At 68.6% G+C, this 26,933-nt stretch carries 29 protein-coding genes; 13 read left to right on the forward strand and 16 right to left on the reverse strand.

The genetic code is table 11. From position 1 onward, the window contains the following. Window positions 1-10 precede the first annotated feature (10 nt). The 9 genes from GWK16_RS09200 to GWK16_RS09240 form a co-directional block, all read right to left on the reverse strand. The gene (locus GWK16_RS09200) at window positions 11-793 is read right to left on the reverse strand and encodes an IclR family transcriptional regulator (protein WP_170053613.1); all 783 of its coding nucleotides are present in this window, start codon (window positions 791-793) and stop codon (window positions 11-13) included. Between the two features lie 224 nt (window positions 794-1,017). After that, window positions 1,018-2,058 (reverse strand): ABC transporter ATP-binding protein, encoded by a 1,041-nt coding sequence (locus GWK16_RS09205; RefSeq protein WP_170053614.1) that lies wholly within the window; start codon window positions 2,056-2,058, stop codon window positions 1,018-1,020. Further along, window positions 2,055-3,788, reverse strand: coding sequence for an ABC transporter permease (locus tag GWK16_RS09210; RefSeq protein ID WP_248291224.1), 1,734 nt, complete (start codon window positions 3,786-3,788; stop codon window positions 2,055-2,057). Before GWK16_RS09210 ends, GWK16_RS09205 begins: the two co-directional genes overlap by 4 nt. Then, window positions 3,785-5,137, reverse strand: a complete 1,353-nt coding sequence (locus GWK16_RS09215; protein WP_170053616.1) for an ABC transporter substrate-binding protein — start codon at window positions 5,135-5,137, stop codon at window positions 3,785-3,787. Before GWK16_RS09215 ends, GWK16_RS09210 begins: the two co-directional genes overlap by 4 nt. A 106-nt stretch (window positions 5,138-5,243) precedes the next feature. After that, window positions 5,244-6,086, reverse strand: a complete 843-nt coding sequence (locus GWK16_RS09220; protein WP_170053617.1) for a carbohydrate ABC transporter permease — start codon at window positions 6,084-6,086, stop codon at window positions 5,244-5,246. Then, the gene (locus GWK16_RS09225) at window positions 6,083-6,997 is read right to left on the reverse strand and encodes a carbohydrate ABC transporter permease (protein WP_170053618.1); all 915 of its coding nucleotides are present in this window, start codon (window positions 6,995-6,997) and stop codon (window positions 6,083-6,085) included. The genes GWK16_RS09220 and GWK16_RS09225 overlap by 4 nt, the downstream gene beginning before the upstream one ends. Next, a complete protein-coding gene (locus tag GWK16_RS09230; RefSeq protein WP_211187217.1) occupies window positions 6,994-8,274 on the reverse strand; it encodes an ABC transporter substrate-binding protein in 1,281 nt (426 codons plus the stop codon). The genes GWK16_RS09225 and GWK16_RS09230 overlap by 4 nt, the downstream gene beginning before the upstream one ends. An 80-nt stretch (window positions 8,275-8,354) precedes the next feature. Next, a complete protein-coding gene (locus tag GWK16_RS09235; protein ID WP_170053620.1) occupies window positions 8,355-8,612 on the reverse strand; it encodes a hypothetical protein in 258 nt (85 codons plus the stop codon). 30 nt (window positions 8,613-8,642) lie between these two features. Next, entirely contained in the window at window positions 8,643-9,086 is a 444-nt protein-coding gene (locus GWK16_RS09240) for a BON domain-containing protein (RefSeq protein WP_248291225.1), read from the reverse strand. Between the two features lie 645 nt (window positions 9,087-9,731). Here GWK16_RS09240 and GWK16_RS09245 point away from each other — a divergent pair. Together GWK16_RS09245 and GWK16_RS09250 are read left to right on the forward strand one after the other, a co-directional pair. Next, on the forward strand, window positions 9,732-10,370 hold the full coding sequence (locus GWK16_RS09245) for a cytochrome c oxidase assembly protein (RefSeq protein WP_338144450.1): 639 nt from the start codon (window positions 9,732-9,734) through the stop codon (window positions 10,368-10,370). Continuing rightward, a complete protein-coding gene (locus tag GWK16_RS09250) occupies window positions 10,367-10,864 on the forward strand; it encodes a CopD family protein (protein WP_170053623.1) in 498 nt (165 codons plus the stop codon). Before GWK16_RS09245 ends, GWK16_RS09250 begins: the two co-directional genes overlap by 4 nt. Here the strand turns inward: GWK16_RS09250 and GWK16_RS09255 are convergent. Continuing rightward, window positions 10,828-11,385: a DUF2231 domain-containing protein gene (locus tag GWK16_RS09255; RefSeq protein WP_170053624.1), complete on the reverse strand. Its 558-nt coding sequence runs from the start codon at window positions 11,383-11,385 to the stop codon at window positions 10,828-10,830. The genes GWK16_RS09250 and GWK16_RS09255 overlap by 37 nt on opposite strands. Before the next feature lie 27 nt (window positions 11,386-11,412). On the opposite strand from GWK16_RS09255, the gene GWK16_RS09260 reads away from it, so the two are divergent. The 5 genes from GWK16_RS09260 to GWK16_RS09280 all read left to right on the forward strand — a co-directional run bounded on the left by GWK16_RS09260 (window position 11,413) and on the right by GWK16_RS09280 (window position 16,660). Beyond that, entirely contained in the window at window positions 11,413-12,072 is a 660-nt protein-coding gene (locus GWK16_RS09260; RefSeq protein WP_170053625.1) for a cytochrome c oxidase subunit II, read from the forward strand. Continuing rightward, the gene (gene ctaD / locus GWK16_RS09265) at window positions 12,065-14,572 is read left to right on the forward strand and encodes a cytochrome c oxidase subunit I (protein ID WP_170053626.1); all 2,508 of its coding nucleotides are present in this window, start codon (window positions 12,065-12,067) and stop codon (window positions 14,570-14,572) included. Before GWK16_RS09260 ends, ctaD begins: the two co-directional genes overlap by 8 nt. After that, a complete protein-coding gene (locus GWK16_RS09270) occupies window positions 14,569-14,892 on the forward strand; it encodes a hypothetical protein (protein ID WP_170053627.1) in 324 nt (107 codons plus the stop codon). The genes ctaD and GWK16_RS09270 overlap by 4 nt, the downstream gene beginning before the upstream one ends. A 62-nt stretch (window positions 14,893-14,954) precedes the next feature. Further along, window positions 14,955-15,818: a diacylglycerol/lipid kinase family protein gene (locus GWK16_RS09275; RefSeq protein ID WP_170053628.1), complete on the forward strand. Its 864-nt coding sequence runs from the start codon at window positions 14,955-14,957 to the stop codon at window positions 15,816-15,818. Between the two features lie 47 nt (window positions 15,819-15,865). Further along, the gene (locus GWK16_RS09280; RefSeq protein ID WP_277613593.1) at window positions 15,866-16,660 is read left to right on the forward strand and encodes an inositol monophosphatase family protein; all 795 of its coding nucleotides are present in this window, start codon (window positions 15,866-15,868) and stop codon (window positions 16,658-16,660) included. 51 nt (window positions 16,661-16,711) lie between these two features. Here the strand turns inward: GWK16_RS09280 and GWK16_RS09285 are convergent, their stop codons facing one another. Genes GWK16_RS09285 through GWK16_RS09300 form a run of 4 tightly spaced genes read right to left on the reverse strand, consistent with a single transcriptional unit; the run spans window position 16,712 to window position 20,494 of the window. After that, window positions 16,712-16,969: a hypothetical protein gene (locus tag GWK16_RS09285; RefSeq protein ID WP_170053630.1), complete on the reverse strand. Its 258-nt coding sequence runs from the start codon at window positions 16,967-16,969 to the stop codon at window positions 16,712-16,714. Continuing rightward, window positions 16,966-19,341: a DNA ligase D gene (gene ligD / locus GWK16_RS09290; protein WP_170053631.1), complete on the reverse strand. Its 2,376-nt coding sequence runs from the start codon at window positions 19,339-19,341 to the stop codon at window positions 16,966-16,968. The genes GWK16_RS09285 and ligD overlap by 4 nt, the downstream gene beginning before the upstream one ends. Window position 19,342: 1 nt before the next feature. After that, entirely contained in the window at window positions 19,343-20,224 is an 882-nt protein-coding gene (gene ku / locus GWK16_RS09295; RefSeq protein ID WP_170053632.1) for a non-homologous end joining protein Ku, read from the reverse strand. Window positions 20,225-20,260: 36 nt separating this feature from the next. Further along, on the reverse strand, window positions 20,261-20,494 hold the full coding sequence (locus tag GWK16_RS09300) for a hypothetical protein (protein WP_170053633.1): 234 nt from the start codon (window positions 20,492-20,494) through the stop codon (window positions 20,261-20,263). A gap of 123 nt (window positions 20,495-20,617) precedes the next feature. On the opposite strand from GWK16_RS09300, the gene GWK16_RS09305 reads away from it, so the two are divergent. The 5 genes from GWK16_RS09305 to GWK16_RS09325 all read left to right on the forward strand — a co-directional run bounded on the left by GWK16_RS09305 (window position 20,618) and on the right by GWK16_RS09325 (window position 23,366). Continuing rightward, window positions 20,618-21,487 (forward strand): SDR family oxidoreductase, encoded by an 870-nt coding sequence (locus tag GWK16_RS09305; protein ID WP_170053634.1) that lies wholly within the window; start codon window positions 20,618-20,620, stop codon window positions 21,485-21,487. Window positions 21,488-21,500: 13 nt separating this feature from the next. Further along, on the forward strand, window positions 21,501-21,944 hold the full coding sequence (locus tag GWK16_RS09310) for a PPC domain-containing DNA-binding protein (protein ID WP_170053635.1): 444 nt from the start codon (window positions 21,501-21,503) through the stop codon (window positions 21,942-21,944). A gap of 89 nt (window positions 21,945-22,033) precedes the next feature. Next, a complete protein-coding gene (locus GWK16_RS09315) occupies window positions 22,034-22,531 on the forward strand; it encodes a YciE/YciF ferroxidase family protein (RefSeq protein WP_170053636.1) in 498 nt (165 codons plus the stop codon). A gap of 32 nt (window positions 22,532-22,563) precedes the next feature. Beyond that, entirely contained in the window at window positions 22,564-22,872 is a 309-nt protein-coding gene (locus tag GWK16_RS09320) for a PepSY domain-containing protein (protein WP_211187221.1), read from the forward strand. A gap of 5 nt (window positions 22,873-22,877) precedes the next feature. Next, window positions 22,878-23,366 (forward strand): hypothetical protein, encoded by a 489-nt coding sequence (locus tag GWK16_RS09325; RefSeq protein WP_170053638.1) that lies wholly within the window; start codon window positions 22,878-22,880, stop codon window positions 23,364-23,366. Window positions 23,367-23,422: 56 nt separating this feature from the next. On the opposite strand, the gene GWK16_RS09330 is transcribed toward GWK16_RS09325, so the two are convergent. Both GWK16_RS09330 and GWK16_RS09335 read right to left on the reverse strand, forming a co-directional pair. Continuing rightward, window positions 23,423-23,596 carry a hypothetical protein gene (locus tag GWK16_RS09330; RefSeq protein WP_170053639.1) on the reverse strand — a complete coding sequence of 58 codons (174 nt, stop codon included), beginning with the start codon at window positions 23,594-23,596 and terminating at the stop codon, window positions 23,423-23,425. Continuing rightward, a complete protein-coding gene (locus tag GWK16_RS09335; RefSeq protein WP_170053640.1) occupies window positions 23,593-23,781 on the reverse strand; it encodes a DUF3008 family protein in 189 nt (62 codons plus the stop codon). The genes GWK16_RS09330 and GWK16_RS09335 overlap by 4 nt, the downstream gene beginning before the upstream one ends. Window positions 23,782-24,352: 571 nt before the next feature. Here GWK16_RS09335 and GWK16_RS09340 point away from each other — a divergent pair. Beyond that, window positions 24,353-26,884, forward strand: coding sequence for an NAD-dependent epimerase/dehydratase family protein (locus GWK16_RS09340; RefSeq protein WP_170053641.1), 2,532 nt, complete (start codon window positions 24,353-24,355; stop codon window positions 26,882-26,884). The last annotated feature ends 49 nt before the right edge of the window (window positions 26,885-26,933 follow it).

Raw genomic sequence — 26,933 nt, forward strand, 5'->3', positions numbered from 1 at the left:
TCCTTCCTCGTCACGCGGCCGGGGCCAGGGTGGTGGCCTGACCGGCCCAGACCGGGTCGCCCACCAGGGCGGCGACGTCCCGCGCCCCGGCGAGCAGCCGGCCGATGATGTCCTTCCGCTCCGCCGCCGTGACGGTGGAAATCGGGTAGGCGATGCAGAGGCTGACGGTCTCTCCCGTCTCGGGCGCCCCGACGGCGCAGGCGATGGCGCCGACGCCGCGGTTCGCCTCGTCATGCGATTCCGCGTAGCCGAGGCCGCGGACCTTCCGCAGCCGGTCGAGCAGTTCCGCGATGTCCTGCGGCGCGGTGCGCGACACCGGCGTCCAGGGCCCCTCGAACAGGGCACGGACCTGATCGTCCGTCATGCGCGCGAGCAAGGACCGCCCGGTCGCGCAGGAATGGGCCGGCAGCGGCCGACCGACGGGTGTGGCGACATGCAGCGCATTGCTGCCCGGGTGGTAGGTGACGCCCGAGACCGCATTGCCGTCGCGGATGGAGACGTAGCCCGTGTGACCGATCGCGGCGACAAGACGCGCGACCACGGCATCGGCGCGATTCACGAGCGACGACGCGCTCCGGAAGCTCTGGCCAAGGCCGAGCAGCAGGGCGCCGGGCCGATACCGCTTTGACTCCCCGATCGTCTCGAGCAGCCCGGCATCGCGCATGGCGCGCAGCAGGCGCGACGTGTTGCTCTTCGGGAGCGCGAGCAGCGACGCCGCCTCGGTGACGGTGATGCTGCTGCGCGTCGCCGAAAAGCAGCGAAGCACCGCCGCGGCACTCGCGAGGATCGTCATCCGGTCATCCCGATGTGTTCCATTTTATGGAACTCGAATGCAAGATGATGGAACGCTAAGCGGGGGTTCCTGAGCTGACAAGACCCTTCGTGGACCGCACGTCGCCATGTCGAACGGCGCTTGCACCAGGGTCGTGCAGGGGATGACCGGAAACTGCGCACACCCGTGGGCGCGCATCCGGGCAGCACCCGCATGCGTCGGGACGCCGCTGGGCGGAGGCTGGGCTAGAGGATCGACACCTGCTGTGGATCGATCTCGAGCTGCACCCCGCCGCCGGGGGCCAGCGGATCGCGACCGCGCAGGTGCACTTCCTCGGTCGTCAGCTGCTGGCCTTCCTGGAGTTCGAGCGTGTAGCGGACATGTCCGCCCAGAAACTCCGTCCGCAACACCCGAGCCGCAAGCGCACCGCCGCTGGCGTCGCGATGGAGCCGAATGGCCTGCGGTCGCAGGGCCAGCGTTGCCCGGCCCGGTGTAGCGGGCTCGCGCAGCGCCAGCGTGATGCCGCCGGCACGGAAGACGCCGCCTTCCACCGTGCCGTCGATCAGGTTGGCGGTGCCGAGGAAGGATGCGACGAAGCGGTTGGCCGGCCGGTCGTAGAGCTCGGTGGGCGTGCCCATCTGCAGGACCCGGCCACCGTCCAGCACCGCCATGCGATCCGCCGCGGCATTGGCTTCCTCCTGGTCGTGAGTGACCAGGATGGTCGTGAGCCCGAGGCGCCGCTGCAATTCGACCAGCTCCTGCCGCACGCCGGCACGCAGCGCGGCGTCCAGATTCGACAGCGGTTCGTCCAGCAGCAGCACCTCGGGTTCGATGGCGAGCGTCCGCGCGATGGCGACCCGTTGCTGCTGGCCGCCCGACAACTGGGCAGGGCGCCGGTCGATCAGATGCGCGAGGCCGACCATGTCGAGCGCGGCGCGCACGCGCCGGTCGCGCTCGGCGCGCGGCACCCTGCGGCGCTCGAGCCCGAAGGCGACGTTCTGCGCGACGGTCATGTGCGGCCACAGGGCGTAGTTCTGGAACACCAGGCCGACATTGCGGCTCCAGGGCGGCGTGCGCGTCATGTCGCGGCCGCCGATCAGGATGCGGCCGCGATCCGGCGTCCCGAATCCCGCGATCAGGCGCAGCAGCGTGGTCTTGCCGCTGCCGGACGGGCCGAGGAACGCGAAGAACTCTCCCTTGCGGATGGAGAGCGACACGTCCTCCAGCACGCGCGTGGCGCCATAGCCGAAGGAGACGCCCTCCACATCCACGCCCTGCGCGCTCATGCCGCCCCCCGGGGTTCAACGGTCCTCGAGCGGCGCCGGCGTTCGCGTTCCGCGAAGGCGTGCGCCGCCCAGGTGCAGATCGCGACGACGACCACGGCGATGACGCCGAGCGCGGCGCCCGGTCCGCGGCCGGCCGCGCTCTGCATGTAGATGTAGATGCCGTAGGAGAGCGGCGCGTCGACATCCCGCGTCACCAGCACCAGCGTGGCGGACAGTTCCACCGCCGCGGTGGCGAAGCTGGTGACGAAGGCGGCGGCGAGCCCGCCCGCCATCAGCGGAACGACGATGCGCGCGAGGGTCGTCGCGGACCCTGCACCCAGATTCTCCGCCGCTTCCTCGAGGCTTCGGTGCACCTGCCGCAGCGCCGCCGTCGCCGCCCGCAGCGCATAGGGCAGGCGCCGCACCGCGAGCACGATGGTCAGCATGATCCAGGACGTCGCGAGGGAATCCCCGCCCGGCAGATGAACGTCGAAATAGGTGCGCAGGATGCCGATGCCGAGCACCAGCCCTGGCACCGCCAGCGCCGACATCGCCACCAGGTCGAGCAGCGCGCGCCCCGGCAGCCGCGTGCGGTGCACCAGCCAGGCGATGACGACGCCCAGCACGACGTCGATGAACGCCGCGATGCCGCAGAACAGCAGCGTGTTGGTCAGGAATTGCGGGGTCTCTCGCAGCACCGTTGCGTAATGGGCGAGGGTGAAGCCGTCCGGCAGCGGGCTGAAGGACCAGATGGTCGCGAGGCTGAGCAGCAGGATGCCCGCATGCGGGGCAAGCACCAGCAGCAGCGCCGGCACCACGAAGCACCAGGCCATGATCCTGCCCGCCGGCGTCATGCGCCGCTGCGACAACCCGCCGCCGCCGCGCTGCGAGGTGGCGTAGTCGCGCCCCCGCAGCAGCAGCGCGGAGGCCGCCATCGCCGCCACCGAGACCACCACCAGGATGACGCTGATCACATAGCCCATCGGGTCGCCGAGCCCGACGGAGGTCACCCGCAGATAGGCCTGCGGGGCGAGCATGTTCGTCACGTTCAGCAGCAGCGGCGTCGCCAGGTCGTCGAACACCTTGACGAAGACCAGGCTCGCCCCGGCGAGGTAGCCCGGCAGCGCCAGCGGCAGGACGATGGTGCGCAGCAGCGTCGCGCCGCGCGCGCCGAGATTCTGCCCGGCCTCCTCCATCGAGACGTCGATGTTGGAGAGCGAGGCGCTGAGGTTCATCAGGATGAAAGGGAAGTAGTGCAGCGACTGGACGAAGATGACGCCGTTCAGCCCCTCCATCAGGTCGAGCCGGACGTCGAACCAGTCCATCAGCAGCAGGTTCACCGTGCCGTTGCGCCCGAAGATGAGCTGCATCGCGACCGCCCCCACGAAGGGCGGCATGACCAGCGGAAGGACGCCCAGCACCGCGATCAGCGCGCTGCCCGGGAAGCGGTAGCGCGCCAGGATCACGGCCAGCGGCACGGCGAGGAGCGAGGCGAAGATCACGCTCATGCCCGCGACGTAGAGGCTGTTCCAGAAGCTCTCGATGAACAGGCTGGTGCGGAAGAAATCGGCGAAGTGCACAAGGGTGAAGCCGCCCTCCGCCGCGGCGAAGGCGGTCAGGAAGACACGCCCGACCGGCACCACCAGGAAGGCCAGCAGGAAGGCGGCGACGATGGCGGCGGCGGCGACCTGGCTGGCGCTGGCCTCGATGCGGAGGCGCGCGCCCCAGGGGCGCGAGGCGGTCGCGCTCAACGGGCGCGCTGCGCCTGCTCGGCGAGGCGCTTGGCCTCGGCATAGGCGGCGACCGCGTGGCGGTCCCATTCCTCCTCGAATTGCGCCTGGCGGCCGGCGGCGGGGCGATCCGGCCGGGTGGCGCGGAAGGCGCCGGCAATGGCGGGATCGGCGGCCTGGGCCTCGGTGACCGGGACCGTGGTCAGCTTCGCGCGGGCCTCGTTCAGCAGGCGGCGGCCTTCGGCGTTGTCGCGGCGGCCGAGCGCCGTCTCGGCTGCGCGGACCGCCTTCCAGGCATCGGTCAGTTCGCGCAGGCGGAAGGTGATGACGCGGTCGAACAGGCTGTTCACCAGCTCGTAGCGGACCTCGGAGACGTCATTGTTGAAGCGCACGCGCGCGCCGAGGCTGGGGTTCGTGAAGGGGTTCGGGAAGCCGGCCGGCGCGTTCGCATAGGTCTCCTGCCGCACCGGCAGCCGCATCACCTTGGGATCGAGCAGCACCTGCTGCCCCGCCGGCGAGAGCAGGAACTGGATGAAGGCTCGGGCGGCTTCCGGGTTGCGCGCGCCCTCGACCATCCCGATGTTCGCCGGCACCAGCGTGGTGACGGTGGGGTAGACGAATTCCACCGGGAAGCCTGAGGCCTTGGCCGAGAGGCCGAAGAAGTCGATCACGATGCCGATGCCGTACTGGCCGCTGTTCACGGCATCCGGCACGCCGAAGCTGCGGTCCGAGACCTGCGCGAAATTGCCCGCCATCTCGAGCAGCTGCGCCCAGCCCTTCTCCCAGCCTTCGCCCTGCAGGATCGTCTCGATGGTCAGATGCGTGGTGCCGGACCGGCTCGGCGCCGAGATGCCGACATGGCCCTGGTAGACCGGCCGCGTGAGGTCCGCCCATTCCTTCGGTTCGGGCAGGCGGTTCGCGCGCAGATAGCGCGTATTGTACATGATGCCGTAGCCGGACACGGCGAAGCCGAAGTAGCGGCCGTCGGGATCATTGGTCGGCTGGCCGCCGATGCGCTCGGGAATGCCGGCGGTGTCGATGCGCGGCTGCGCCAGCAGGTTGCCCTGCTTCAGAACCTCGAAGGCATCGGGCGCGCTGGCCCACATCAGGTCCGGCGGGCTCGAGCGCGTCTCGCGGATGAAGGCGACGGCGGCGGCGGTGTTGCGGTTCTGGATCTCGACCTTGGTGCCGGGGTTCGCGCGTTCGAAGGCCTGGACGAAGGGCGTGGTGACGTCGCGCGAGAAACTGGTGACCACCACGACACGGGGTTCGAGGGCGGCCTGCGCGAAGGCGCGGGTCCTCGCCTGGAGCAGCCCGGCCGTACCGCCGGCGGCCAGAAGCGCGCGGCGGGATGTGAGGGGCTGCGGCATGACGATCGTCTCCTTTTTCCGGCCCCTTGGTGGGGCTTCGGTCCCGGTTTGGAGGCAATCTGACACGAAGGGGTGAGGTGTGGGAATGCGGACGATTCGGCCCGTGTCAGCCCTTGACCGCCCCGGCGACCAGTCCGGCCGCGATGCGGCGCTGGAACACCAGCACCAGCGCCACCAGCGGCACGGTGACGATGACGGACGCGGCCATGATCTGCCCCCATGGCAGTTCGAAGGCGCTCGATCCGGTCATGAGCGCGATGGCGACGGGGACGGTGCGTTTCTCGTCCGTCAGCGTGAAGGTCAGCGCGAAGAGAAACTCGTTCCAGGCGGCGATGAACGAGATCAATCCCGTGGTGACCAGCGCCGGCGCCAGCAACGGCAGGAAGATCCGGGTCAGGACCACCATCGTGGTCGCCCCGTCCACCATCGCGGCTTCCTCCAGCTCGATCGGAAGATTCCGCATGAAAGTGGCCAGGACCCAGACGGTGAAGGGCAGGGTGAAGATCATGTAGCTCAAGGTCAGGGCGAGCAGGTTGTCGTAGAGGCCCAGGACCCGGATCAATTCGAACATGCCCGACAGGACCGCGACCTGCGGGAACATCGAGACGGCGAGGATCGTCGCGAGCAGAAGGCGGCGGCCGCGAAAGCTCGTCCGGCCGAGCGCATAGCCCGCGGTCAGACCGATCAGCAGCGACAACAGGACGACCGACCCTGCGACGGCCACGGAGTTGGCGATGCTCCTGAGAAAGGTCCTTCCCCCAAGCGCGGACCTGTAGTTGTCGAGGGTCGGCAAGGCGGCGAAGGGGGAGGGGTCGAACAGGGCCGCACCGGTCCGGAGCGATGTCGCGATCGCCCAGATGAAGGGAAGGGTCGCGTACAGGAAGATCACGACCAGCAGCAGGGCGAGCAGCAATCGGCCCAGCCGACGCCTGGTGCGTCGCCAGGTCATCGATCGTCCTCCTCCGGTGCAGCCTGGATGCGCCCCGCGATGACCAGCAACGAGGTCAGGGCCGCGATCATCAGGAACAGGGCCGTGGCCGCGGCCGATCCGTATCCGACATCCTGGAAGTCGACGAGATGCTGGCGGGCGTAGACGGACATCGACGCGGCCGCCGCGCTGTTGCCCGTGAGGATGTACATCAGGTCGAAGACCCGCAGGGCGTCGAGACTCCGGAAGGTCACGGCGACCATGAGAGCCGGACGGATCAGCGGCAGCGTGATGCGGAAGAAGCGGCCGACCGGCCCGAGCCCATCGATCTCCGCGGCCTCGTAGATCTCATCCGGCAGCAGCTGCAGCGCCGCCAGGGACAGCAGGACCATGAAGGGCGTCGCCTTCCAGACATCGACGGCGATCACCGTCCACAATGCGAGGTCCGGATCGGCGGTGAAGGCGACCGGGTCCTGGACGACGCCGAGCGCCAGCAGCGCCTGGTTCACGACCCCGTACTGGTCGTGGAGCATCCAGTTCCACATCTGGGCGGCGACGACCGTCGGGATGGCCCAGGGGATCAGCATGGCGGCCCGCAGGATGCCGCGGCCCCGCATCTTCTCGTTCAGGGCGAGCGCGATCAGGACACCGAGAACGGTTTCGAGCGCCACCGAGGTGACGGCGAAAACGACGGTGTTGCGCACGGCGGACCACCATTCCGGATCCGACAGCAGGTAGGTGTAGTTCGCAATGCCGACGAAGTGCGGTGCGAGCCCCGCCTCGAGGCGTGCATCGGTCAGGGACAGCCAGACGGTGCGCAGCAGCGGCCAACCGGCCACCAGCAGCAGGGTCACGATCAAGGGCAGAAGGAAGGGCAGCGCCGCGCGCCGCTTGGCGCGGGCGAGCGGCGACCCCGCGCCGGGCCCCGTCATCGACGTGCAAACCCGATGCGGGCGAGGTCGCGCTCGAGACGGACGAGTGCCGCTCCGGCGCGCATCTGCGCGGAGAGCACGGCGTGCACCGCGCTCCAGAAGCGCGCCGAGACCTGATTGTAGCGCGAGCCGCTCTGGGCGGCGGGTCTCACCGCCGCCTCCTCGAAACTCCGCCGCAGCGTGCGGAGAAGGGGGTTCGTCGCGAGCACCTCCGGATCGTCGTACAGGTCGCGGATCGTGGGATTGAATCCGCCCTCGATCGCCCGGCGCTTCTGTTCGGCGCGGGATACCAGGTAGCGGACGAGGCTCGCCGCCTCCTGCGGATGCCGCGAATATCGGGACACCGCGAGGCCCTCGCCGCCGAGGATGGCGGCGCTGCCATCCTCCCGGCCGCGCGGCAACAGCGCGACGCCGACGAGGCCGCGCACCGGGCTGTCGGGACCGTTCACCAGAGGCCAAGCATAGGGCCAGTTCCGCATGAACACGGCCCGGCCGGTCTGGAACACGCCGCGGGTCTCTTCCTCGGCGTAGTTCAGGACACCCGGCGGCGTGATCCGGCGCATCCAGGACGCCGCGCCGTCGATGGCCTCGATCGCGGCGGGATTGTTGATCGTGACGCGCCCGGCGCGATCAATGATCGTGCCTCCGCCGAAGCTGCCCACCCATTCGAGCGCGTTGACGGTCAGTCCTTCATAGGCCCGGGCCTGGAAGACATAGCCCCACAGGCGCCGCCCGGAGGAACGTTCTCCCTCCATGACCACCCGTGCGGTTTCCGCCAGGGAGGCCCAGCTGTCCGGCACGGGACGGCCGTAGCGTTCCAGAAGGTCTCGCCGGTAGTAGAGCAGGCCGACATTGGTGAACCACGGCATCGCGACCAGCCGGCCGTCGATCGTGTTGTTGTCGATCGTGGTGGGAAAATGCGCCTGGCGCGTTGCGCCATCCATCGCCGGCGACAGATCGACCAGATGGCTGCCCAGGATTCCCGGCCAGACGACATCGATCTGCAGGACGTCGATCGCAGCCGACTGCGCGGCCAGGAGCTGCTGATAGAGCGCCAGGCGTTCGCTCGCACTTGCGGGCGTGGAGATCATCCGGACCTCGTTGCCCGTCTGCTCCGCCCATTGACGCGCGGCCTCGGTGCAGAGCCGGAACTCGACGGCCACCGCGCTGCAGGACACGGCGAGCGTGACGGCGAGCGCGGGCAGCGTAGTCAGAATGGACCACAAGCCGGCACAGAGCGCCACCCCTGCCAGTCGCATGGGCGTGTTCGACGTCATCGCGGTCATCTTAGGGCGGCGTGCGCAGAATCGTAATGGGACGATTGCGAGGACGGACGCTGTCGGTCACCACCCCGCGCTCAGATCCAGCGCGATGCGGAGCTGCGGTCCTCGGCGCTGGGCCATCTCAGGCGCGGCGGGTGTGGACTGCCGGCAAGGATGCCATGACGGGACAGCCAATCCCCGAGATACGCCGCCACTGCCGGGTGCGACAGCAGTGCCAAGTCCCGCCAGGGCGAGGTCCTGCGCTGCTCGTCGATCTCTACGATCCCGTAGAGCTCCCCGTCGCAGATCTGAAAGAGGGACGAATCCTGCCCGATGCACACGACCTCCAGCATTCGGTCACGCATCGTCGCCTCCCGCGGACGTCACCATCCGCGGCGCGGCCTGCCGGCCGCCCGGACGTTGGCGGGCGTTGGGGTCACCGTCGTACCGCGTCCGTGCGGGTCGTCCGGCCTTCCGCTGTCGACGCGAAGGTTGTTCCGTACCCGGGATACGCCGGAAACGCCGCCGGCAACCGCTTCCGCCCGCTGCCGGCCTCGAACCGTCGGAACGGAGCCATCCATCGTCACTTCACCCGCGGTGACCGTCACAGACACCCCGGACGCATCCAGCCGCGGGTCGGCGTAGAGCCGCTCATTCACATCCTCGAGAATGCGATCGTCGGCGCGCACGTATCCGCGCGGTCCGCGGCCCCTATACGGCCCTGGCACGCCCACCTGCGGCGCGGCATTGCCGGGTTGCCGGCCTGTGAGCCATTCCCGCCAGCTCCGGCCGTCGAGGCTCGGGCGATCCGGATAACGCGCGCTCATCAGCTTCTCCTCCGCCGGTATCGACCCGTCCTTAACCGGCGTGGGCTCCGGGCGTTCGCGCAGCTCTCGAAACGCGCCCGCGCGCAGTCCGCACGATGTCTTGAGGGAACAGCTTCCATCCGAAGCGGTTCCGCTTGGAGGGTCGTAGGCCAGCCGATGGCCGGAGGCCCTGATCGCCCCAGAAACCGGCGGAAGGATCCTCACCATGTGGAATGTCGGAAGCGGACCCGCCCTCGCTTCAGCCCTGGCTCTCGCGGCCTGCGTGCAGCCACAACCCGCACCCCAGATGGTGCCGGCCGGAAGTGTGCAGACCTCGCCGACGGTCAGTCCGAGCGGCCTCGCGACGGAGACGCAGGCACGGGCGCGGCTCGAGCAGGCCGGACTGCGGAACGTCCGCAGGCTCCGGCTCGGCGACGATGGTGTCTGGCGGGGGCGCGTCGACACGCCGGAGGGCCGGAGCGTTCATGCGAGTCTCGATGCGCGCGGCAACATCTGGATCGATGGTCAGGGGGCTCGTTGATGAGGCCGCCCGCGTTCAGGTGATGCGAGGTGCGCCCGACCGCATCTGACGGCGCGGCGTGGTGCGGGCCGGCGCCCACGGCAGCCGACTGGTGGACTCAGTGGAACGTCCATCCGGGGCAGGCGGTGTTGCTTGTTCTGTTCCTCGGTGCGGGAGTTGCCGCAGCGCGGGCTCACCGACGGGATTTCGTCCTGGGATGGGCGGTGCTGGTCCTGGCGTTCGTCTCGCCCCTCTGCGCCCTCAGCGTCGCCTTGTTCAGCGCGAGGGTTGCGCATCACCTCCTGCTGGTGCTGGTCGCCGCGCCGCTGCTGGCCGTCGCATTCCCCGCGCGGCACGGCGGGTTCCTCGCCGTGGCGGGGGCCGCCTTCGTCGTGGTCATGTGGGGCTGGCACTGGCCGGCCGCTTACGCGGCGGCCTACGGATCGAGCCCGACATACTGGGCGATGCAAGGGTCGCTGTTGGTCACGGCCATCCTGTTCTGGCGAGCGGTCATGGCACCACAGGGGCATGCGCTTCGCGCCCTGATGGGGCTGGTCGCCGCGTCGGGCGCGATGGGCCTTCTGGGGGCGCTGCTGACGCTGGCGCCGGCGCCGATCTACTGGCCGCACGCGTCGACCACTGCGAGCTTCGGCCTCACGCCGATCGAGGATCAGCAGCTCGGTGGGTTGCTGATGTGGGTGCCGGGCATGCTGCCCTTCGCGGTAGCCGGAGCGATCCTCGCGCGCAGCCGCTTCCGGGATCTGTCGGGGAAGGAGGCCGCGTGACCTGGCTCGTCGTCACGTTCAAGATGGTGCATGTCGCGGCACTGATGGTCTGGTGCGCGGGCCTCGTGCTGCTGCCCTTGGCATTGTCCCTCCATACGGCGACGCCGAACCAGCAGCGCTTCAACCGCGTGCGGCTCCTGACCCATGTCGCCTACACGCAGATCGTCACACCGGCGGCGGTGATCGCCGTGGGGGCCGGTCTCCTGCTGCTGTTCCTGCTCGGCGTGTTCGAACCGTGGTTCGGTGCGAAGCTCCTGGCGGTGTCGCTCCTCGTGGTGTGCCATGCCTGGGCAGGCCACCAGGTGTCCCAGATCGCCGAACGGCGGGGCTGCTACGAAGGAGCGTTCGGCGTGCGCGCCGCCCTGGGCAATGTCGCGGTCATGATCGGCATTCTCGTGCTCGTTCTGTGGAAGCCGGAGATACCAGAGGAGGTCATGCCCGACTGGCTGCGGAGTCCCTATGGCGCGCGACTGTGGGTCGATGATCCGAGTTGATACTCGAAGACGAGCTTGCCGCCATGCCAACCCGTGAAGGCCGTCATGGCGACGACGAGTCCCGACATCAGTATGCCGAACGGCAGCACCGCGGCCGCCGTGCCGATGTGCAGCCGAAACCCCCAGTTCAGCCCGAGTGCCGACAGCAATGTCATCGCGATGATGAAGTGCGTCCAGCTCGCCGCCCGCATACGGATGCCCGGCACGAGGAGCAGTTCCATCGTACCGGCGATGCCGGCAAGGATGCCGAAGACGAAGGCTCCGCCGGCGGCCCATACGGCGGCTCGCGGCCAGAAGAGGTCCCCCGTCCACAGGAAGAGAAGATCGGCGCCGAAGGTGCCGCAACCGAGTGCCACGGGAAACGCGACCAGCATGGCATGGATCGGATGCCCTGCGATGGCCACCCGCGATTCCGTCAGGCTGTAGCGCGGCACGAGCGCAACAGGGTCCTGAAGGCGGGGTACGCAGACCGCCGATGGCGCGGTCCTCGCGGAGCTGCGCTCGGCGGCCCCGGACTTCATGCTGCGCCATCCGGATGGCGGAAAGGCATGGCCGTTCTCCTGGTCCTGGCGGGATGCGGCGGGGATGTCTCGACACTGGACCCGGCTGGGCCGTCCGCGACGTCCATCGCGATGATGTGGTCGGTGATGCTGATCGGTGCAACGTTCATCACGATCGTTGTGCTGTCGCTGCTGGCGCTCGGCTTCCGGCGGAGCGTCGTACCGCGAAGAATCCCGGAATCGCTCTGGCTGGGCTACGGTGCGATCGGCATCGTCTCCGTCGCCCTGATCGCGCTGCTCATCTACGGCTTCCTGGTCGGGGGGGGACAGCGACCCATCGGCGGGCCGGCCACGACGATACGGGCGACAGCCCAGCAATGGCATTGGCACTTCAGCTACGAGGCGCGTGCGCCAACGGGCGCCGTGTTGGTGATGCCGGTCGGACATCCGGTCACCGTGGAGGTCACGGCCACCGACGTCATTCATGGATTCTGGATTCCCCGGCTGGGCGGCAAGGTCGATGCCATCCCGGGCCATGTGAATCGACTGCGGCTCCAGGCCGATCGGCCAGGTCGCTTCGTCGGACTCTGCGCGGAGTTCTGCGGGACGGGGCACCGGGATCACAGCTTCACCGCCATAGCCCTCTCGCCGGCCGACTGGCGGGCCTTCATGGACGGCGCGTCGCTCGAGGCGCTCGGCCATGACTGAACCGCTGCTGGACCCGCGACTCCAGCGGGACCTCGACCGCATCTGGTCGCCGGAGCCGGGCTGGCGAGGCGTGCTGACGAATGTGAACCATACCGATATCGGCAAGCGCTTCATGATCGCTGCCGTCGTCTACTTCTCCGTCGCGGGCCTGCTGGCGATGTTGATCCGCGCGCAGCTCGCGAGCCCGCGCAGCGCCTTCGTAGGGCCGGAGATCTACGGCCAGATCTTCACCATGCACGGCACCCTGATGATGTTCATGTTCGCCATCCCGATGTTCGAAGGGCTGGCGCTCTACCTGTTGCCCAAGATGCTCGGGTCGCGCGACATGGCATTCCCTCGGATCGGCGCCTATGGGTGGTGGTGCTACGTCTTCGGCGGCGCGATGCTGCTGGGGTCCATGCTGGTGGGCAAGGCGCCTGACGGCGGCTGGTTCATGTACACGCCGCTGTCCTCGCGGACCTATACGCCCGGGATCAACGCGGACATCTGGCTCCTCGGCGCCACCTTCGTCGAGATATCGGCGATCTGCGCGGCAGTGGAGATCGCCGTCACCGTACTGAAGCTCCGGGCGCCGGGGATGTCGCTGGTGCGCATGCCGCTGTTCGCCTGGTACATGCTGGCGACGTCGCTGATGATGGTGTTCGGCTTTCCGCCGCTGATCCTCGGATCCGTCCTTCTCGAGGTGGAACGCGCCTTTGGGTGGCCATTCTTCGATCCCACCCGCGGGGGAGACTCGCTTCTCTGGCAGCATCTGTTCTGGCTGTTCGGCCATCCCGAAGTCTACATCATCTTCCTGCCGGCGGCGGGCGTGGTCTCGACCATCCTTCCCGTCATGGCCCGCACGCGGATCGTCGGCTACGGGTGGATCGTCGCGTCGATCTTCGCGTTGGCGATCCTGTCCTTCGGCCTGTGGGTGCACCACATGTTCACCGTGGGCATCCCGCACATGGCGCTGGCCTTCTTCTCGGTGGCGTCGACGCTGGTCGCGGTTCCGACGGCGGTGCAGCTCTTCGCCTGGATCGCGACGCTGTGGCAGGGTCGGCCGGAGCTGAAGCTGCCGATGCTCTATCTCCTCGGCATGTTCTCGGTCTTCGTCATGGGCGGGCTGACGGGGGTGATGCTGGCGATCGTCCCCTTCAACTGGCAGGCGCATGACACGGCCTTCGTCACGGCGCACCTGCACTATGTCCTGATCGGCGGCTTCGTCTTCCCGATACTGGCGGGAATCGTCCACTGGCTTCCGCACGTGACAGGACGCGCGCGGATACCGCGCCTTGGCGAAGCGGCGTTCTGGCTCATCTTCCTGGGATTCCACGCGACCTTCCTGCTGATGCATCTCGTGGGCCTGATGGGCATGCGACGGCGCATCGACACGTATGACGCAGCGGCAGGCTGGACGGCGATCAATCTGCTGTCGTCGGTCGGGGCCTTCGTGATGGCCTTCGGCTTTGCGCTCTTCCTTGCCGACTGTGTCCTGCAGCGAGTGGTGAATCGACGCAGCGGACAATCGCCTTGGGGCGGCACCACGCTCGAATGGGCGACCGCCGTCCCGCCCCGCAGCTACAACTTCGCGAGTCTTCCGGCGGTGAGCTCGCGCGATCCGCTCATGGACGAGCCGCGGATGGCGGTACGCCTCGCGCGCGGCGGCGGATACCTCGCCGCTACGCGATATGGGTGGCGCGAGACGCTGGGCGTGGACACCACGACCGGCCGCATCCTGCAGATCGTCGTCCTGCCGGGGAGCAGTGCCCTGCCGATCCTGTTGGCGGGCGCGACAGGGAGCTTCTTCCTTTTCATGCTGGCAGGATTGTACGGGCTGACGCCGCTGTCACTTGTGCTGGTCGTGGCGATCTCATGGCGCTGGGCATGGACAACCGGAAGTACCTCGGAGCACGGCGAGCTGCCGGCCGGCCTCGGCAGCAGCGTGCCGCCGCATTTCGAGACGCAGGACACGCCGGGGTGGTGGGCCAGCATCTTCACGCTGTCGGCGAATGGCACGTTCCTGGCCTCGTTGATCTTCGGCTTCGCCTTTCTGTGGGTTGTTGCGCCCGGCTGGCCACCACCGGCCTGTCTCGGTCCCATCGGGACCGAGACGGCGATTGCGATCCTGGCGTCGACGGCGGGATCGGCCAGCCTGGCCGTCGCGCGGCGGATGGTGCAGCGGGGCAGTCTTGGAAACGCGATTCGGCTGGGCGCCGCCGCCGCGGCGGGCATGGGCGTCGCACTGGTCGCGGTGGCGGCGATTGCGTTCGGAGGCACGCTGCCGATTGTCACCGACCATGCCTATGCGGCCGTCGCGGCTGCGCTGCTGGCCTACGTCGCCATGCACCTCGCCCTCGCGGCACTGATGCTGGCGTATGGCACTGCGCGGATCGGCACAGGGTATGTTTCACCCCGTCGGAGCCACGAACTCGCGATCATCGGGCAGTGGACGCATTACGCGACCGCGACGACCCTGCTGATCCTCGTGATCCTGTTTCTGGCGCAGAGTTGCCGGTGAGGACGGTTCTCGCGATTGCCGGCGCCTGGTTGGTGTGGGCGTTCGTCCTCGCGGCGATGTACGCGCTGCATGGGATGGCATGCGCCCCTGGTGGCGAGGCGGACGAAGGCCGGCGCATCACCATGTTCTGGTCGCTGATGGTCGGTATCTGGGCGGCCGCGGTTCTGGCGGCGCTGTTGATGCTGTGGATCCTCTGGCGGGGCCCGTCGCAATGGCCGGGCGGCGTATCGCGGAAGGTTGTCGCGGGCTCCTGGGTTGCCGCGCTTGCCGCCATGCTGCTGACCGGCGTGCCGGTACTGTTCCCCCAGGCGTGCGGCTGACGGAGCGACAATATGACTGTGGAGACCGGCAAACCCTTGGCCTCCGGCCGCGTTTGCTGACCATGGAAATCACGGTCCTTCACAACGCCGAGGCCGGCAACGGTGCGTGGCCGCGTGAGCGTGTCCTGGCACTCTGCCGCGAACTGAAGCTCGAGCCAGCCTACATCGATGCGCGGGACCCCGCGGCGGGGGCCAAGCTGCGGGCCGCCCGTGGGATTGTTGCCGTGGTCGGTGGGGACGGAACGGTTGCCAAGGCCGTGGCTCGCCTGGATCGAAAGGCGGTCACGATGCTGATCGTGCCGACGGGCGGCGCGAACAATGTCGCGCGATCCTTGGGCGTTCACGCGGAACCCGTGACAGCCTTCCGGAGCGTTGGCGACGGCAACTGCGTCGCCTTGCATATCGGCAAGCTGACGACCGAGGAGCGTGTTCTCCAGTTCGTCGAGGCGGTCGGCACCGGCGTGCTGGTGAGCCTGGTGAGCGCGAAGGGGCAGAACGACGACAGCGAGGCGAAACGGCAGGCCGGGCGCGCCCGCCTGGTCGATGCCCTTGCCGAAGGCCGGCCGCTCCGGGCCCGCATCCGTATCGACGGCAAGCCGCTCGACGAACCCATCCTGGCCTTCGAGGCCACCAACATCGCCATGATCGGCCCGAACCTGCCGCTGGCCCTGCGTGCCCCCCGACCGCCGCGCCACATGGTCGCCTGCTGGCTGCGGGAGGAGCACCGCGCTGTGATGCACGAATGGCTGCAGAACCCGGATCCGGAGCACTCGCCATTGCAAGCGGTCGCGGCGCGGCGGATCGAGATCGACCTCGAAGGTCACTCCCTTCGTGTGGATGATCGCCTCTGCGACGTCACCGGCAGTATCCGCCTGCGGCTGCGACGCCGGCCGATCGATGTCCTCGTCCCCAAGGTCCTGCCATGAGCGAGCAGAACTGGCCCGAGGCGTCGATCCTCGTCGAATGGGAGCAGATGGCGATCGAGATGGCCCGCGTCGCGGGTGCGGAGATCGTGAATGCCTTGGGACGGACGCTCACGGTACGCTACAAGACATTCCAGGGCGATGACGGCCCGCCGCGATACCGGGATCCGGTGTCGGAGGTCGATCAGAACGTCGAAGCACTGATCCGACAGCGTCTGGCGGACCGTTTTCCGGCGCACGACATCCTCGGCGAAGAGATGGATGTACCGGCGCGAACGGCCGAAACTGTCTGGGCCATCGATCCGATCGACGGGACCACGAACTTCGTGAACGGGTTTCCCCTTTTTGCGGGGTCGATCGGTGTCCTGCATCGTGGCGTGCCGGTGGCTGGCGCCATCTGGTGCTCGGCAACCCATGCCCTGCGCGCCGGCATCTACCATGCGCATGCCGGAAGCCCGCTTCGGTTCGAGGGAGAGGCGCTCGCGGTGCGCAGCAATCCCGCGGTGCGGCGGAAGCTCGCCGGTGCGCCCTACCTCAATGTCGTGGGCGAGAAGGGCTGGGATTTCCGCAAGACAGGTTCCGCCGCCATCGAATGCGCCTTCGTCGCGGCAGGACTCCTCGAGGTCGCGACCTTCTCGAGCCCGAATGTCTGGGATGTCGCGGCGGGCCTGTGCCTGGTGCAGGCTGCGGGCCACGCCGCGCTGGTCGCGGAGAGAAGTGGCTGGAAGGGGTTCGAGGGGTTCGGAAGCCCGCCGCCGCGAAGCTGGCGTCGCCCCCTCGTGATCGGCGCCAAGGACGCCGTCGCTGCGATGAAGGACGTCACGATGGGGGCGCGCCGTCGGTAGCAGCGGAGTAGGGCGGGCCCGTCGGCCCGCCCCGTTGTCGCGTTCGGCGCTCTACTTCGCTTCGTCCGGCCGATCGCCTCCGCGTTCCTTGCGGCCGGGCTGATCATGGCCCTGCTGCTGCTGGCCCGGGTTCTGCGGCCGCTGGTCCTGATCGCCGTGCTGGCGCTTCTGGTCGGGCTGCGTGCCGCGGGGATCCGATGCGTTGCGGTCGGAAGGCTTCTGATTCTGATTCTGGTTCGGCACGGTGTTCTCCTCCTTCGCTGTGTGCTGGGCACTCGGAAGGAACCACGCAACGGCAGGCGCGTTCACCGGCGCCGCGGTGCTGGCGGTGGCTCGAGCATCGGCAGCGGAGCAGCAGCGTCGGAGATACCATCCCACGGATCCCGGGGCATTCTGCCCCGCAGCAACGGGGCGAGACGATGATCGTCAGGGCGTTCGCTGCGCGCGAGGGCCGCCCAGCTGACCGGCATGGCGACCGGGGCACCCGGACGGGCGCGGGGCGACCAGCTTGCGATCGCGGTCGCGAGGCGGTCATTACGCAGATAGTCGAGGAAGATCCGGCCGCCACGCGCCGACTTCGCAAGTCGCGTGGTGAAGTTCGCCGGGTCCTCCGCCTCGAGCAGGCGCGAGATGGCGAGCGCGACCGATTTCGCGCGCGGCCAATCGGGCTGACGACCTCGCCGCGGCGCGGCGATCGGTACGACGACATGGATGCCCTTTCCACCGGACAACCGTGCGAAGCCGGTCAGCCTGTGTTCGGCCAGAAGCGCGCGGAGGCGCTTCGCCGCGTTCCGGACGGCCGCGAAGGGCACACCGGGGCCGGGATCGAGGTCGAACACCAGGCGATCGGGTCGCTCCGGGTTGTCGGCCGATGCGCCCCAGGGGTGCAATTCGGTGGCGGAGATCTGCGCGAGGGCCAGGAGCCCGCCTTCGTCCTCGACCATCAGGAAAGGCTTCACCTGGCCCGGTATCCTGACCTGCTTCAGCAGGGGCGACGATCCGCGCATCGCGTGACGCTGGAAGAAGCGTTCGCCCTCGATGCCATCCGGCGTCCGCAGGATGGAAAGCGGTCTTCCCCGAAGCTGCTGCAGGAGGCGTGGCGCCATCCGCGCGTAGTACTCGGCGAGCATCGCCTTCGTGATATCGGGCTCCACGTCCGTCGCCGGCCACAATACGCGACCTGGGTTGGTCAGGCGTTCGGACCGTGGTGCCGGCGCGGGCGTCGTCCGCGGTTCAACCGGTGACATGGTCGCCATTTCCACCTCCTCGGCCGGCTTGTCCTCCCGGAGAGCGACGAAGCTCGCCTGGCGCAGAAGGCCCTCCTCGGTCCATCCCGCAAAGGCGACCTGCGCCACGAGCTGGGGCTCGGCCCAGTTGACGTCGCTGGTGCGGGCCGGCTGGCGACCGTCGAAGGGCGTCGTCTTGCGGCGAAGTTTCCCCAGGGCTTCGAGCAGGCGACGGGACCGATCCGCCCCGAACCCCGTCCCGACGCGACCGAGGTAGGCGAGCCGCCCGTCCCGACGGGCCCCGACCAGCAGGGCACCGATACCGGTCCCTCGCTGGGTCATGCTCCACCCGCCGATCACCACCTCCTCCGTTCCGCGGCATTTGGTCTTGATCCAATGGCCGCTGCGTCCGGCGGTGTAGGGACGGTCGACGCGCTTGGAAACGACACCTTCCATCGAAAGCCGGCATGCGCTGCGCAGGACGGCGTCACCAGGGGCCGTGAAGTCCTCCAGGTAGCGGAGCCTATCGGAGCGGGACCGCGCGATCAGCTTGGCGAGGCGATCCTTCCTCTCGCGCTGCGGGAGGTTGCGTGTGTCCACGGGGCCATCCCGCAGGAGGTCGAACGCGAAGAAGACGAGGTGGGCGTCCCGCTCTCCCGACAGGGCCGCCTGAAGTGCCGCGAAGTCGGGCAATCCTTGATCGTTGAGGGCGACGGCTTCGCCGTCGAGAATGCTGTCGGGCAACGCTGCCGCCGCCTTGGCGATGGACGGAAAGCGAGCGGTCCAGTCGAGGCCGCTGCGTGTGCGCAGCGTCACGCGGCCCTTGGCGACGGCGCATTGCAGGCGGTAGCCATCGAGCTTGAGTTCGTGGATCCAGGACGCGCCGGTGGGGGGCGCTGCCGCAGGCAGGCAATGCTGAAACGGCAGCCATCCGCCCTGCTTTATCTCCACCGGCGCGGTGTCGTCGCGTTCCTTGATCAGCAGCCAGTTTCGCCCGGGGTTTCGCTCGTTGGACTTCGGCTTCATGCGGATCAACGCAAAGCCGCCGCGCATGCGCGTCCCGTCCAGGGTGAATTTCAGATGGCCTGCCGCCAGATCGGCATCCACCTGTGTCGGATCACGCGGCGACCAGCGACCGCGATCCCAGATCTCGACCGTGCCGGCTCCGTACTCCCCGGCAGGGATCGTCCCCGCGAAGCTGCCGTAGGCGAGGGGGTGATCCTCCACCTCGACGGCGAGCCGCTTGATGGTGGGATCCTGAAGGGGCTCCTTGGTGACGGCCCAACTCTTCAGCACGCCCCGCCATTCCAGGCGCAGGTCGTAGTGCAGTCGCCTGGCGGCGTGCTTCTGCACAACGAAGGACAGGGTCCTTCCGCTACGCCCTTTGCCGGCTGCCGGCTCTGGCGTGCGGCCAAAGTTCCGCTTGGCGCGGTACGGGGCAAGCGCCTTCGCCATCCTACGCAGAGCGGCGGCGTGCAGGACGCGCGCGCGCCGGCTTCGGCTTCGCGCCCCCCTTGGAGGCAGGGGCCGCCTTCGCGGCGGCTGCCGCACGACCCTTCTTCGAACCGGAAAGGCTCTGTCTCAACGCCTCCATCAGGTCGATGACGTTCTCACGCGAGGGTGGGGGCGCGGCCGTTCCGTCGTCCCCGCCATCCTGCTTGCTGCGGATGAGCTCCCGCAGCGCATCCTCGTAGCGATCGACGAAGCCGCTCGGATCGAAGTCGCCGGCCTGCTGACCGATGATCTGCTCCGCGATCTCGACCATCTTCGGGTCCGCTCGGCGCGCCGGGATGTCGTCGAAGACCTCCGCACTGGGGCGGATGTCATCGTGGCTGCGCAATGTGGTGACCAGGATGCCGGCGTCGCGGGGTTCGAGGGCCACCATGCGCTCCCGGGTATGGATCGTGACCCGGCCGATGGCGATGCGGCTGCTCCGGCGCAGGGCTTCACGGATCACCACGAACGCCTCGATCCCGGCTTTCTCGGAAGGTGCGAGGTAGTAGGGGTCTTCCCACCAGATCCGGTCGATATCTTCGGCCTTCACGAAGCGCTCGATGTCGATGGTCTTCGTGCTCTCCAGGCGAACGTCCCGGATCTCCTCCTCGGTCAGAAGGATGAAGCGATCGCGCTCGATCTCGTATCCCTTCACGAGATCGCGCCGCTGGACTTCCTCGCCGGTCTCCGCATCCACCGTCATCTGGCGGATGCGGTTGCCGGTCTCGGGATTGATCAGCCGAAAGCTGACCTCACCCGCCCGCGAGGTCGCGCTGTAGAGCGCCACCGGGCAGGAGACGAGGGACAGTCGAAGATGACCTTCCCAGCTCGGACGCTGTGCCATGGCATGTCAACGCAGCGGCATCGTTGCCGGTTGCGGCTATACCCGATCGCGAAGCCCGTGGGCGCCGCCATGCCCGGCGCAGTGGGCACAGCAGAACATGCGGCCTTCGGCCTCCACGCCATGTCCGATGATGCGGCATTCGCAGTGGGTGCACCGCGGCGCGGTCATCGCGATGGCGCATTCGAAACTGTCGAAGGTGAGCCGCTGGCCGCCCATCACGACGTCGAAGCTCTTGTCATAGTCATTGCCGCACTTGGCGCAGATTCCCATGGCCGATCTCTCCTTCTCGCGGTGCCTGCCGCGCGGAACCCCGCGGCTGGCTGTCCACACTCCCAGTTGAAGAGAACCTCGGTCCGGCCGATCGGTTCACTCCTCCGACACGGAGACCGTCCCATGAGCCAGCAGGAACAGCAGCTTCGGCCGCCGCAGCGCCAGGCGCGCCAGCCCGGCCACCAGGCCGACATGATGCCGGAACCGCGGTCCGCGATGGAGGGCTATGTCGGCGCTGCCCGCCTGGCCGACCGTTGCGCGGTGATCACTGGCGGTGATTCCGGCATCGGCCGGGCCGTGGCCGTCGGTTTCGCCAAGGAAGGCGCGGATGTCGCGATCCTGTACCTGAACGAGGATGAGGACGCCGAGGAGACTCAGCGTCTGGTGCAGGATGCGGGCCAGCGATGCCATCTGGTCCGGGTCGATGTCGGTGATCGGACGGCCTGCGCCCAGGCCATCGCCGAGGCGGCGAAGGTCCTTGGCGGACGGATCGACATCCTGGTGAACAACGCAGCGGAGCAGCACGTCACCCAGGACTTCGCGGAGATCGATCCGGAGCAGGTCGAGCGGACGTTCCGCACCAACCTGCTCGGGGTCTTCTGGGCGACGCGGGCCGCCCTGCCGTTCATGGGCCAAGGTGGGTCGATCATCAACACGGCTTCAATCGTCGCCTATCGGGGTCACAAGCAGCTGATCGACTATGCAGCGACGAAGGGAGGCATCGTCGCCTTCACCCGGAGCCTGTCGGCCGCGTTGCTGGAGCGGGGCATCCGCGTGAATGCGGTCGCGCCCGGGCCGATCTGGACGCCGCTCATTCCGGCGAGCTTCGACGAGGAGGCCACGGCAAAGCACGGGGCGAGCGCGCCGATGCGTCGTGCCGGCGAACCCGACGAGGTCGCGCCGGCCTTCATCTTCCTCGCGAGCCCGCGGGACAGCAGCTACTTCACCGGCCAGGTGCTGCACCCCAATGGCGGGAATGTCGTGAACGGATGAGGGGGAGAGGCCGATGCGCGTGACGGAACTGCATGCGGAAGGCGGGCTGCGCCACATCGCGGTCGTCCTCGACAATGACGATGAAGCGATGGAGTGCCTGACGACCTTCGCCCGCCGGTACGACATCGGTGGAGCCCAGGTCACGGCGATCGGCGCCTTCGCCGAGGCTGAGCTCGCCTTCTGGGATCCTCGGACGCGGCAGTACCGGTGTCACCGATTCCAGCGCCAGGCAGAGGTCGTCAGCATGATCGGCGACATCGTCCTGGACGAGCATGGCCAGGCGGCGTGCCATCTGCACGCGGTCCTGGGCTTCGAGGACGCGTCGGTGCGGGGCGGCCATTTTCAGTGGGGACGCGTGCGACCCACGCTCGAGGTGCTCGTGACCGAAAGCCCGAAGCATCTTCGGTGCCGCTTCGATCCGCAACTCGGCCTGGCCGTCATCGGCGGCGGGCGCTGATCCCACAGCCTGAACTTCGCAGCGGTCGCGCGGTTCTCTCCGGCATGCGGCCGAATGGATCGGCGGCGCGAGAAGAGAGGAATGCGACGATGGCGGGGTCACTCGAGCAGCTCTTTCACACCACGCTGAAGGACGTCTACTACGCGGAACGCCATCTGCTGAAGGCACTGCCCAAGATGGCGCGGGCCTCGGCCGCGCCGGAGCTGCGTGAGGCGCTTCTGACGCATCGCGATGAGACGCAAGGACAGATCGAGCGTCTGCAGCAGGTCTTCGAAGCGCTGAACCGTCGCGCGCAGGGCACCACCTGCGAAGCGATCGACGGTATCACGAGCGAATTCGAGGAACTGATGGAAGAGTTCCCCGAGCCGAGCCCGGTGCGCGACGCGGGCGTGATCGCCTGCGGACAGGCCGCGGAGCACTACGAGATCGCGCGGTACGGCACGTTGGTGGCCTGGGCCAAGGCGCTCGACATGCGCGACGCGGCCAAGCTGCTCGAGGAAACGCTCCAGGAGGAGAAGGCGGCGGACAAGCTGTTGAACCAGCTCGCCGCGAAGGGGGTCAACGTCTCGGCCGCACGTGCGGCCTGACCTCCCCGCATGCAATGAAAGGAGCATACGGCATGATTCGAGCACTCGCAGTGGGGCTCGCGGTGGCGATCGGCATGGCGCCGGCCGCCTGGGCCCAGCGAACGCCGACCGATCCCGTGCCCGGGCCAACCACCGCCCAGGGTGAGCGGACCGGCGCGAACAGCTTCACCGAGGACCAGGCGCGGCGGCGCATGGAGGAGGCTGGCTTGCGGTCGATCCACAACCTGCAGCTCGGCGATGACGGCGTTTGGCGCGCCGGTGCGCTGACGCCCGAGGGCCGCACCGTGCAGGTGACGATGGATTACCAGGGAAGCCTGACGTTGCGGGGGGCACAGCAATGACCACGTTGCGGAGACTGTACCCCGACCCCGTGACGGCGCGCGCGGCCGTCGCGGATCTTCGGGCCAGCGGGTTCGCCGATGCGGACATCTCCTACATCGGTGGACGGGACGCGGATGAGGACACCGAAGCGAGCAGCTCGGCGGCCGGCGCCGTCGTCGGCACCGCGGTGGGGGCCGGGGCGGGCACGCTCGCGGGCCTCGGCATGATCGCCATTCCCGGCGCAGGCCCGCTCGTCGCGGCGGGCTGGCTCGCAACCATGCTCACCGGCGCCGGTGTGGGCGCCGCCGCCGGCGCCGCCGCGGGTGGCCTGATCGATGCCCTGACCGGCAGCGGCATTCCTGAGGACGAGGCGACGCGCTATGTCGCCGGGCTTCGGGAGGGCGGAAGCCTCGTGATCGTTCGGGGCGTGGCCGAGTCACGCATCGAGGCGGCGACGAGCATCCTCGAACGACACCGCCCGGTGGCGCTGCGCGCCGCGCCAAGCGGCCTGTAGGCGGCCACTGGAGCGCGGCGGCCCCGGAGTTCTCGCTTCGGGGCCGCTGCTTCGGATCACGAACCGCCGAACCGCATTCCCAGCACGACGAGCGGGACGACCGCGAGTGCGAGCGAGATCGCCAGCACCCAACGCATGTGTCCCAGCGTGACGCCCTGACGAAGGCGCGTCGTTGTGCTGCGTTCGGCGTCCGTCGGCGGCCGTCCGCCGGATGAGGCTGGTTCGGTCATGACGTCCTGCTCCGCGTCGGCAGGCTTTTCCGCTTGGTGTGGGCCAGGTCGCGCAGTTCCTGCTCCGTCATCGACTGGGCCATGTCTCGTGAGGCGCCGCGCAATCGCGACCGCGGCATCTCGCCTCGCTTGGCCGCCAGCGCTGCGCCGGCGGCCTTCTGCTGCTTCTTCGAACGGGCGGGCATGAGGGCTCCTCCGATGCTGCCTCATGTCAGGAACCGATTCATCGCGTGCGGGTTTCCGGATGCCGGCGACCTGCTGCCCGAACGGTGAACCCTGTCGGATCGCATCGGTTGCCCTCGACGAGCACACGTCAGTCGAGAGGTGGGTCATCATGGTGACGACGTCCGCGCGGGAGGATTGTCGGCGGCACCGGACGGAGAGGAACGCCCTTATCGCGACCGGTCTGGCCGGATACGCGATTGCCGCGGGTGTCTTGGTCCTGCTGTGCCTGTCGGACCCCGACGGCCTTGGCCATGTCCTTCCGGTGGTGGGGGGACCCGCGGTCATCGGGCTGCTCTATCTGTTCCTGGGATCGCTCTTCGCGCTCGCGCTGCTGACGACCAGCATGTCCGGCGCACCCGGCGCCTGCCGGCCGGGGCGGCCCCGGCGGACGGACCGGGCGGCCGCGCTGGCCCTTCAATGCGCGGCCATGTCGGAGGCCCATCGCCTCCGCAATGGGTGGTCGGTGCGACGCCATGAACGGCCCGCCACAGCGACCCGTCGATCCGTGGCGGACCGCTGAGGATCGGAGGCATGGATCGCCCCACCATTCTCATCACCGGAAGCGGAGGCTTCCTCGGGCGGGCCATCGCCGAGGCACTTCGGGATCGCTACCGCATCATCGGCCTCGACGTGCGGAAGCAAGAGGGCGCGGGCGGCGACCTCGAGACCATCGAGGTGGATCTGGCCTCGCGATCGAGCGTGAATGCGGCCCTGGCGCAGGCAGCCGACAAGGCCGGCGGCCGCTTCGCATCCGTCATTCATCTGGCTGCGTATTACGACACCACCGGCGAGGAGGATCCTCGCTACGATTCGGTCACCGTGCAGGGCACGCGGCGCCTTCTGCATGCGTTGAAGCGGCTGGGCACGGAGCAGTTCATCTTCGCGAGCACGCTACTGGTGCATGCGCCAAGTCCGGACATCGGCATCCGCATCACCGAGCAGTCGCCCATCGATCCGGCCTGGGCCTATCCCAGATCGAAGGCCGAGACGGAGGCATTGATCGGCCGCGAACGGGACGGAGTCCGGACCGTGATCCTGCGGCTGGCCGGCGTCTATGACGAGGATTGCCGGGCAACCTTCATCGCACAGCAGATCGCGCGCATCTTCGAACGGCTGCCGACAGCCTATCTGTTCACCGGCAACCTGAAGGCCGGCCAGCCCTACCTCCACAAGGACGACCTGGTCGACGCCGTGGTCCGCGCCGTCGACCGGCGGGCCGATCTCGACGAGCACACCGTGCTGCTCATCGGCGAGGAGGATACGCCGTCCTACGAAGAACTGCAGAAGCGCCTCGGACGGCTGATCCATGGGGAGGAATGGCGCACGCTGAGTCTCCCGAAGGGACTGACGAAGGCAGGCGCCTGGGTGCAGGCGGAGATCCTGGACCAGGAGACCGACATCAAGCCTTGGATGATCGAGGGCTCCGACGACCACTACGAGATCGACACCTCGCGCGCTCGCGCCGTCCTCGGGTGGGAGCCCCGGCACGCGCTGACCCGGACGTTGCCGGAGATGATCCGGCGCCTGAAGCAGGATCCGACCGACTGGTACGAGAAGAACCGCCTGGAACCGGCCGCGGTAGCGGCGTCCGAACCGGAACTGCGCCAGGCGGAACGCCGGCTGCGACGTCTGCCCGAGGAGGCCCTGCGGGATGCCGAGGCGACGATTGCGCGGGACCGCAGGCAGACATCGTGGGCCTCGATGGTCAACGCGATCCTGGGCGCCTGGCTGATGCTGTCGCCGCTGACGATCGGTCTTCTCGATCCGGTCGCTGCGTCGCCGCCGCCAGCCTTGGGTCACGAGCTGGATGCCCCCCGCGTCCGGAACGCATGGCTTGGCGTGAGCGAGATGGCATCGGGGGCCATGGTCATCCTGGTCGCGCTTCTCGGCATGGGGGCACGGCGTCACTGGATGCAGTGGATGACGGCCGCGGTCGGCCTGTGGGTGATGCTCGCGCCCCTGGTGTTCTGGACGACAAGCGCGGCCGCCTATGCAACCGATACGATCGTCGGGATGCTGATCGTGACCTTCGCGGTGATCGTACCGCCGCCGCCTGGCATCCATCCGCGCGCGCTCGCCAGCGACGATGACCGCCCTCTGGGATGGAGCTATTCGCCATCTTCCTTCTCGCAGCGCATTCCCATCGTCGGTATGGCGTTCGTCGGCTTCTTCATCTCGCGCTACCTGGCAGCCTACCAGCTCGGCCACATCGAGGGCGTCTGGGACCCGTTCTTCGGGGGGGCTGAGGGGACGGGCCGCAATGGAACGGAAGCGGTCGTGACGTCCTGGGTGTCCCAGGGCTTCCCGGTTGCGGATGCGGGGCTGGGCGCCGTCGCCTATGGTCTCGACATCCTGGCGGGCGCGATCGGCGATCGGCGCCGTTGGCGAACCATGCCCTGGATGGTGTTCCTCTTTGGCCTGCTGATCATTCCGCTCGGTGCGGTCAGCGTCGCCTTCATCATCATCCAACCGCCGCTCATCGGCGCGCTCTGCACGCTCTGCATCGTCCAGGCGGCGGTGACCGTCGTCCTCATTCCCTATTCGATCGACGAGGTGTTGGCCTCGATTCAATACCTGTGGCGGGCGCGGCGCGCGGGAGAACCCTTCTGGCAGACCTTCTGGAAGGGCGGCCCCGCCTTGTCCGAGGACCAGGTACCGCAACCGGATCTCGATCGGTCGGTCTGGGACATCGCGCGGGAGTTCTTCGGCGGTGGCATGACCTTCCCATGGACCCTGGTCGCGAGCGTGGCGCTCGGGGCCCTGCTGACGGCGACGCCCGTGGTCTTCGGCACGAAAGCGCCGCTCTACTTCAGCGACCACATCGTCGGCTGCCTCGTCATCGCGGTGGCTGTGGTCGCGATGGCGGAGGTGGCGCGGCCGCTGCGTTTCGCGAACGCGGCGCTCGGCGCCTGGGTCGCCGCGGCGCCGTTCCTGCTGGACGGCGGGGCGCCCGAGGCGACCGCCGCGGGCGTGGTCATGGGCCTGGCACTGGTGGGGCTTAGCCTGCCCCGAGGCCGACGCAGCGACGAGCATTACGGCGGCTGGGACCGGGCCATCGTCTGATCTGCCGGCGATCCACACGCTGGAAGGCCAAGCCGGCAGAACCCTCTTG

The organism is Neoroseomonas marina, from assembly GCF_012927745.1.
Taxonomy (GTDB): domain Bacteria; phylum Pseudomonadota; class Alphaproteobacteria; order Acetobacterales; family Acetobacteraceae; genus Neoroseomonas; species Neoroseomonas marina.